General features: G+C 29.4%; 7 protein-coding genes and 1 pseudogene. 5 read left to right on the forward strand and 3 right to left on the reverse strand.

Going from position 1 to position 8,266, the window contains the following annotated elements; all coding sequences use genetic code 11:
• Positions 1 to 577 precede the first annotated feature (577 nt).
• The 5 genes from GQ589_RS10145 to GQ589_RS10165 are packed head-to-tail and all read left to right on the forward strand — an operon-like array spanning position 578 to position 6,987.
• Positions 578 to 1,813, forward strand: coding sequence for a capsular biosynthesis protein (locus GQ589_RS10145; RefSeq protein WP_160425978.1), 1,236 nt, complete (start codon positions 578 to 580; stop codon positions 1,811 to 1,813).
• A gap of 38 nt (positions 1,814 to 1,851) precedes the next feature.
• Positions 1,852 to 3,066 carry an acyltransferase gene (locus tag GQ589_RS10150; RefSeq protein ID WP_160425980.1) on the forward strand — a complete coding sequence of 405 codons (1,215 nt, stop codon included), beginning with the start codon at positions 1,852 to 1,854 and terminating at the stop codon, positions 3,064 to 3,066.
• Positions 3,067 to 3,100: 34 nt separating this feature from the next.
• Positions 3,101 to 4,189 (forward strand): stealth family protein, encoded by a 1,089-nt coding sequence (locus tag GQ589_RS10155; protein WP_160425981.1) that lies wholly within the window; start codon positions 3,101 to 3,103, stop codon positions 4,187 to 4,189.
• A gap of 22 nt (positions 4,190 to 4,211) precedes the next feature.
• Positions 4,212 to 5,303, forward strand: coding sequence for a glycosyltransferase family 4 protein (locus GQ589_RS10160; RefSeq protein ID WP_160425983.1), 1,092 nt, complete (start codon positions 4,212 to 4,214; stop codon positions 5,301 to 5,303).
• Positions 5,296 to 6,987, forward strand: a complete 1,692-nt coding sequence (locus GQ589_RS10165; protein WP_160425985.1) for a Stealth CR1 domain-containing protein — start codon at positions 5,296 to 5,298, stop codon at positions 6,985 to 6,987. The genes GQ589_RS10160 and GQ589_RS10165 overlap by 8 nt, the downstream gene beginning before the upstream one ends.
• Positions 6,988 to 7,243: 256 nt before the next feature.
• Here the strand turns inward: GQ589_RS10165 and GQ589_RS10170 are convergent, their stop codons facing one another.
• The 3 genes and pseudogenes from GQ589_RS10170 to GQ589_RS10180 all read right to left on the reverse strand — a co-directional run bounded on the left by GQ589_RS10170 (position 7,244) and on the right by GQ589_RS10180 (position 8,235).
• Positions 7,244 to 7,552, reverse strand: a complete 309-nt coding sequence (locus tag GQ589_RS10170) for an IS3 family transposase (protein WP_160425987.1) — start codon at positions 7,550 to 7,552, stop codon at positions 7,244 to 7,246.
• A gap of 26 nt (positions 7,553 to 7,578) precedes the next feature.
• Positions 7,579 to 7,872, reverse strand: a pseudogene (locus GQ589_RS10175) (integrase core domain-containing protein); the annotation flags it as partial.
• Positions 7,873 to 7,953: 81 nt separating this feature from the next.
• Complete coding sequence (locus tag GQ589_RS10180; protein WP_160425991.1) at positions 7,954 to 8,235, reverse strand: transposase; 282 nt, start codon at positions 8,233 to 8,235, stop codon at positions 7,954 to 7,956.
• Between the last annotated feature and the right edge of the window lie 31 nt (positions 8,236 to 8,266).

Here is an 8,266-nt window from a genome sequence, read left to right on the forward strand (position 1 = left end):
GTCAATTGCCGTTGATAATAGAAACGATTTCTGGTTACATTTAAACATAGGCATAATGCACATAAGCTGTATCGATGCTTATTGTTTATAATTAACTCAATTTTCGTCCCACTATCAACGCAGCTTGCTTTATGTTATCGCTCTCCATTAATGTTCGATGTCGAATTTCATTTACCCAAAGTGCAAGAGATTATATTTACTGATGTTAACCAACAACTGCATGACATACTCAATGTCTATCACTAGCAGATGGAAAGTTGCAGAATCAGCAAACATTTAGTGACGCAAAAGACTGACAACTAAAGCCTAGCGATTTACTAACTTTTAGAATACCGTTAAACCGCATAAAGCGATTTCAGGGAAAACGCCTTATGAGTTTTTAGAGGATTATTTTAACCATGAAGTGTAAACAATTTCCTGCACCTTCTTTTTGGCACTAAAAAGTGTGGACATACCATTATTTTAGTTATGGAGTGTACTTTTCTATTTCTAGTATAGACAATTGTCTATGTAAATTCCATATTAATTTTTTAAAATTAAAAAAAAATTACAATTTTTTATCATAAAAATTATTATTGTGTTATATTGGCAAAGTATATGTAAATTTATAAAGTTGTCTATGAATCACTATTTGTATGAACTAATCAACACCCGAAAAAATATATTATTATTGCAAGGTCCTATAGGTCCTTTTTTTAAGAATATTGCAGAGTGGCTGCAAAAATTTGGATGTAATGTTTATAAGATCAACTTAAATGGTGGTGATGAATATTTCTACCCACAAAACAGTTTTTCTTTTCGTGATTCAGTTGAAAATTTTTCTCAATTTTTACAAAATTATATTCAAGAATATGCTATTGATTCTATCGTCGTTTTTGGTGATTGTCGTACTTACCACAGAATAGCTAAGTCAATAGTTGATTCTAATTTAAATTTGTCATTTTGGGTGTTTGAAGAAGGCTACCTTAGACCTCATTATATTACTTTCGAAAAAAGTGGGGTTAATGGTTTTTCTCTTTTATCTAAAAATCACGATTTTTATCAAAAAATTCAAATTATCACAATTGATGAAAGCAAGGGTAAATCTCACTTTTATTCAATGGCTTACTATAGTGTTATTTATTATATTTTTATGGTGTTAAAAAAATATAAATATTCTAATTATGTACACCATAGGGAAACATCCTTATATTTTTATGCTTCTCGTTGGACTTTAGCTTTAATTAGAAAATTAAAAGCAAAGTTAATCCAACCGAAATTAATAAAGAATGTTATTAATAATGATTATAAACCATTCTATATTTTTCCTTTGCAATGTAATCAAGATTATCAAATACAAGTTCATAGCCACTATCATTCTATGAAATCGTATATTTTTAGAGTAATTCGTTCATTTTCTTTATTTGCTGATAAAAAAAGCTATTTACTGATCAAGCATCATCCTATGGATGAAGGGTTTAATAATTATAATCGATTAATAAAAAAATTGGCAAATCGTTATTGTGTTAGCAAGAGAGTGATATATATCCATGGAGTACCTATGCCAATTTTACTTAGAAAAGCAATTGGATTGGTCACAGTTAATAGTACTTGTGGACTTTCGGGATTAATTCACGGATTACCTGTTATTGCTCTTGGTAATGCACATTATGACATAAAAGGGTTAACCTTTCAGGAAGGACTTAACCGCTTTTGGAAAGAAGGGCGGAAACCCAACGCTCAGTTATTTGAAAGGTATCGTAGTTATTTGTGTAATAAATCACAAATTAAAGGATCTATTTATTATGCTGACTTTAAATTAAATATTAAGTAGTTTTTTATTCATTAGAGAGAGCGTAAATGATATATATAGTGGAAAATATCAAGGTAGATGGTCATTATTCAGATAATAAAGGGAATCTAGTTATTGCGCCAAAAAATTTGCATAATGTAACAGTAAATTTTGTTGGCGGTAATAATAAGTTAATTATTGCAGATACAAGTAATATTCGTAATATTAACTTTGACTTTCCATCACATAATGCTGTTATTCTTATTGGAGAAAGTGGGAACTTATCAGGACAAATAAGAGCCGGCTATTATTGTCAAATTAATATTGGTGATAATGTAACTTGTACTAATAAAATATATATCACATCAGCAGAAAAAACAAAAATCATCATTGGGGATGATTGTATGTTTTCTACAGGTAACCAAATTCGTTCTGATGATGCTCATGCAATTTATGATGTTGATACAGGAGAACGAGTAAATAAATCTAAAGATATTATTATTGGTGAGCATGTATGGTTTGCTTTTAATTCAGTAGTTTTATCTGGAAGTCAAATTGGTGAAGGTTCAGTTGTCGGGTTTGCTAGTATAGTAAAAGGGAAACACCTAAATAACTGTATAATTATAGGTTCTCCAGCTAGATCTACCAGACATAACATTGCTTGGGAAAGAGCTCATGTAATGCTTGGTGAACCTTGGATTAGAACACATCAACATCAAATAAAATTTAAAAAGGAATATTGGAATAAGACAATTGAAAATAAACCTATATATGTAGGTCAAGGCGTATTTCATAATATACACAAACTAAATCCTTTTAATGAGCCTATCAATAAAACAGAATATCATCCTTATGTTGAATTACATAATATATTTCTTCAGGAAAATAGAATTTATTTAAAGGGAATTGCGGCTATTATTGGTGTCCCTTGCCCAGAATATAGTCCATATATAAAAAACTATTTATCATTTATCAATGAAAATTCATGCTACTCAAAGCAATTAGCAAAATTTTCAGATCCGAATATTAGTAGGAAGTTATTTAATGGTGACTATATTAGCTATGATAAAGCAGGTATGCTCACTTTTAGGAATGAAGGTTTATCAATTGATGATATTCCTGATGGGGTTTATAAATTAAAAATAAAATTAACTTTCAATAAATTAGAATATTATAGTGATCTTAAAAGCGAGAATTTTAATGAATCATTCTATCAGAATAATAAAGTGACATTAAAACTATATATTATTCAAAATGTTATTCATTTCGAAAAAATAACCAAAACTCTAATATAATAGATTTATTATTGATATACATTAGATTCATAATATGAGTAAACTTAATAAACTTTTAAAAAAGCCGGGAATATTTTTTAGGGATTATTTTATAAAAAAATACCCATTGTCCTTAGATGAACAAGGACATAATTTGTTACATGAAAATATTTTAATTGAAAATGATTTGAGATTATATGATATTACTGCAAATGAAAGTAATGAACCTGTTGATATAGTTATTACATGGGTAAATAATCAAGATCCTGATTGGGTAGCAAAGTTTGAATATTATAAAAATGAAAAAATTAATGACATTAATCCAATTTCTATAGATAATGCAAGGTTTGAAGACCATGGCGAGCTATTTTATGTAATTAGAAGTATTCAATTATATATGCCATGGGTGAGAACGGTCTTTTTAATTACAGATAATCAAATTCCGACTTTTGATCTTCCTAGCAAAGTTAAGATTATTGATCATAGCCAAATTATAGACAAAAAATACCTTCCTACTTTTAATTCTCATGTTATTGAGGCTCATTTACATAATATTCCAGAGTTATCTGAAAATTTTATTTATTTAAATGATGATGTTTTTATTGCAAGATATCTACCAAAATCCCACTTTTTGTCAGGAAATAATATATCTTCTCTTTTTTTAAATAAAAAAAATTTAGATGAAATGTTACAAAAAGGTGCAACAACTCCAACACTATCAGCCTGTCTGAATTCAAGAAAATTATTACTTAAACTGTATCAAAAAAATGTATGTATTCCGTTAGTACATACATATATCCCATTAAAAAAATCTTATTTTACTTTTGCATGGTCACATTTTAATTTTGAAGTTAACTCTTTTATTCGTAATCGATTTAGGGATGATAATGATCTTAATTTAGCCACGTTTTTAGTACCATGGATTATGTATTTTGAACAAAAATCAGTATTAGCGAGAGATATCTGTTATTACTTCAATATCCGTTCTGCGTTTGCTAATACTAATTATAATTTTTTAAATACAAAAATGGAAAATCAATTGTTACCACATTCTTTTTGTGCAAATGATTTTCAATCCAAAAAAGATATTTCATTAAAATATAAGAATAATTTAATGATTTTTTTAACGAAATTTTATACTTAACACTAGTTTGGAATTTAATTTTATGAATATACTTCATGTGATAACACACGGTGGATGGGCGGGTTCAGAATCAATTGCTGCAAGCATTGCTAATGAACAAGCCGCCAGAGGAGATAATGTTACTGTTATACTTAGACATCATGATGGATTTAAGGATAAAGATATTCTAAATAAATTTTTGCCATCTATAAATGTATTTTGGGTAGAGCAAAATGAAACACATCCAGATAATCAAATGAAAAATTTAATGAAAAATAAGTTATTTATTGATAGAGTTTCTTGTATTGATATACTTCATGCTCATTTGCCTTACGGATGTCTGCTCGGAAAGCTTATAAAAGAAAAACTCGGATTAAAATTTAATATTTGTGTAACAATGCATGTAAGATTTCATCCGTTGTATTATTTTGCAGATAAATTGTTTACCGTTGCGAAATGGCAGAAGCAAGAAGTCCCAGATGATTATTCGGGAGAAGTGTTTACCGTCGAAAATTTTATTTGCAATATAAACCATTCATATAAAACACAACTATTTTTATTAAAAAGAAAGTTTCATATTAAAAATAAATATAAATATATTGTATATATTGGCAGATTAGATTTAGTAAAAGGAGCTGACATACTAATTAGAGCATTTAATAAAGCTAATCCTGAAAGATATAAACTAGTTATTATCGGTGATGGTTCTGAAAGTTCGTATTTAAAAAAAATTGCATCAAAGAACGTTATATTTACTGGAAAAATATTTAATGCTGCATATATGCTAGATATTGCCGATATATGTGTAATTCCTTCTCGTTTTGAATCATTTGGTCTTGTCTTATTAGAAGCAATAAATTCTGGATGTCGAATTATTGCATCAAATATCCCATCATTTAAAGAAATACTGGAGTCAGATAATTACCTATTTGATAATGAGAGTGTTAATTCGTTATCAAATAAAATGAAAGAATATATAGATAATCCGTCATTAGGATTTGTTGATAAGAAAAAAATCGAAAGATATTCATTATCTAATGCTATAAGTAAACTAGACTCGGCATATTTTCCTGACGACAATATAAAATGCAATATAGTTAAAAATGTGGCTATTGAGGATAACTATAATGCCTAAAACAATAAAAAAAATTCGAAAATTAATAAAAAAGCCTAAGTCTTTTTTTAAAGACTCATTTTTATTTCGTAAATTGAATGGGGAAAAAAGTTTGGAACAAAAGTCTAATTTAAATATTAAAAATTCGGCAGAAAAACTAGAGCATAAATTAAATTCAGCTGAACAAGTTATTATTCCACAAACTCAAGATAATAAAATCAATCAATCAACTAATTCATCTATGGTAAAAAACTCTGAGAAAGTAATGCAAAATAAGACAAAAACAGTGAAATTATCAAATTTAATTGAAGACTTTATTACACCGCACGGTCAAGATGAAATACTATTTAGTTTATTGGATAAAGCGGGGATTAATTATCATATTATTCATACTGGTTGGGATCATATTATTAGAATTGCAATACAAGATGCATTTGTTAGAAATATCATCGAATTAATTAAAGGTAACGAAAAATTCACTAAAGGTGTGTATATTGTTGAAGGAAGTAATAGGTATGACTTAGTTAGATTGTATTTTCATGATGATACATATGTATATAAAAATACGATATTTCAATTCGATCCTTGGTATATGACTCCGCATGGTGTTATAACAAGAAACAAAAATGCTCAAATTCAATTTATACCCAAAGCTCATATTAATAAAACGGTACATTCATTTGCTCCAATTAGATTAGGAAAAAATATTCAGCATATTGATAGCATTAATTCAATGTTAGAATTAAATTCTTTTCTTTTCGATGAATATGAAGGTCCGATTGATATAGTGTATACTTGGGTAAGCGATAGTGATCCTGAATGGTTGGAAAAAAAGAGTTATTATTCAGGGATAAATGTTCAAAATCAAGATACACGTTTTGTAGATTATGAACAATTGAGATATTCTTTACGTAGTGTTGCTTCGTATGCTAAATTTATAAGAAAAATATTTATAGTTACTGATAATCAAATACCGTATTGGTTGGATACCGATCATGAACAAATAGTAATGGTTAACCATAGCGATATATGTAATGATAAAACATGTTTACCTGTATTTAATTCTGTAGCAATAGAATCTTGGATTCATAAAATAGAAGGATTATCGGATAATTTTATATATGCAAATGATGATTATTTTTTTGGTTCTCCAGTTAATAAGCAACATTTTATCCATCCTAATGGTATAGCAAAGTTATTTCTTGAGCCTGTACCTAATGCTTATGGGGAAGTATTTGCAGATAGTGAACCAACAAATCAATTATCTTTATTCACTGCTCAGTGCTTTTATGAAAAGTTCAATAAGTGGCCTTCGTTTTGGCCTTTACATGCTCCAATGATTAAGAATGTCCATGTTATTGATAAAATGATCAGCCAGTTCCAAAAACAAATGGATGAAACAAGTCGCTCTAGGTTTAGAGAGAGTGGAACTATTTCTCCTTTATATCTTATGTCATCGTATTTTTCGTATGTAGAAGGAAATAGCGTTTTATCTTCAATTAGGTACGAATATGTTAGTTCTGATGATCCTAATTTAGATTCCAAATTATCTAACTTATTGTTAAAAATTAAAGAAGGTAAATGTGAAGTATTTTGTCTAAATGATCACAGAACTATCACTGATGCGCAAATATCAAAAGTAGCTAGCTTTATGATGAAAGCATTCCCGATTGCTGCTGAATGGGAGTTAGATAAGACATTGTAATAGTAATGTTACTTGATCCTCGCTAAAAAAGTGAACAAAAGTTGCTTCTATGATATAAACAAAAATCATAGGAGACAAATATCATGGTCAAAAAATTTAGTGTCGAATTCAAACAACAATCAGTTGATTATGCATTATCTCATGCTCACCTTTCCATAAGTGAGCTTGCGAACCATATCTAGGTGTAGGTAAATTGTAAATACTCCATTTTTAACACACAACTCTCTGGAATGGCAACACATTTTCAAACAAAAAATTAAGGGGGTAAGTGTTTTTTAAATTCAACGGGAGACAAGTAGCCTAACGAAGAATGTAATCGTTTATGATTATACCAATAGGTATAAGCCGAAAAAGCGCGTTGTAACTCAACCATTGAGTTACAACGTTGGCCTTTTAAAAACTCCGTTTTAATTGTTTTAAATGTCGCTTCCGCTACCGCATTGTCATAATGCCCCCCCCCTTTTTTGTTTAATGAATGCGTGATATTAAATGTCTTAAAACAATTCTCTAATAACAGATTATCAAACTCTTTATCTCGGTCAGAATGAAATTGTAAATATCCCAAACTTAGTACACACCTCACGTAGAAAATTAAGCTGCTTGTTTTAGTGTTTTATACTCAATCGGTGTCATGTTATTTAATGCCTCATGCGGTCTTTCGGTGTTATAAATCGTTAACCATTCTTCGGTTATTCTCCTTACCTGTTCCAGATTATTAAAAAGATATAAATCCAATACCTCTGTACGGTACGAACGGTTAAATCGTTCAATATAGCCATTTTGATAAGGGTTACCGGGCTGGATATAATCAATGGCTATATCATGTGATTTAGCCCAGTTTATAAAGGTTTTCCCTGTAAATTCTGGCCCATTATCGACCCGTATTTTTAGATGAACTGACACCAAGTAATGAGCATATCCTAGTAACGGGATAGCAGATTAAATGGTTTTTCATATAAGCGTACTTCACCAACTTGGATTGTTGATGAAGTACACATGCGCCTTTTTTAATATATCATTGGCCATTTTCAGTTCTTTAATCTCTTTTTCTAACGCCATAATCCGTTGTTGCTCAGCCGTTAACTCTCGACGGCTGGTTTTATTCGGGGAAAGTTGCCTAATCCATTTATCTAGGGTTGATTTACCCACACCTAGATGGTTGGCTAGTTCGCTGATAGAAAGGTCTGCATTAGATAACGCATAATCCACTGATTGTTGTTTGAATTCGATACTAAATTTTTTGACCATGATATTTGTCTCCTATGATTTTTGTTTATAT

The sequence above is a fragment of the Gilliamella sp. Pas-s27 genome, assembly GCF_009795865.1.
Lineage (GTDB): Bacteria > Pseudomonadota > Gammaproteobacteria > Enterobacterales > Orbaceae > Gilliamella.

What these genes read in the sequence shown, in the direction of transcription:
- GQ589_RS10155 (WP_160425981.1), top strand. Translation starts at nt 3,101, where the DNA reads ATGAGTAAACTTAATAAACTTTTAAAAAAGCCGGGAATATTTTTTAGG.
- GQ589_RS10160 (WP_160425983.1), top strand. Translation starts at nt 4,212, where the DNA reads ATGAATATACTTCATGTGATAACACACGGTGGATGGGCGGGTTCAGAA.
- GQ589_RS10165 (WP_160425985.1), top strand. Translation starts at nt 5,296, where the DNA reads ATGCCTAAAACAATAAAAAAAATTCGAAAATTAATAAAAAAGCCTAAG.
- GQ589_RS10180 (WP_160425991.1), bottom strand. Translation starts at nt 8,235, where the DNA reads ATGGTCAAAAAATTTAGTATCGAATTCAAACAACAATCAGTGGATTAT.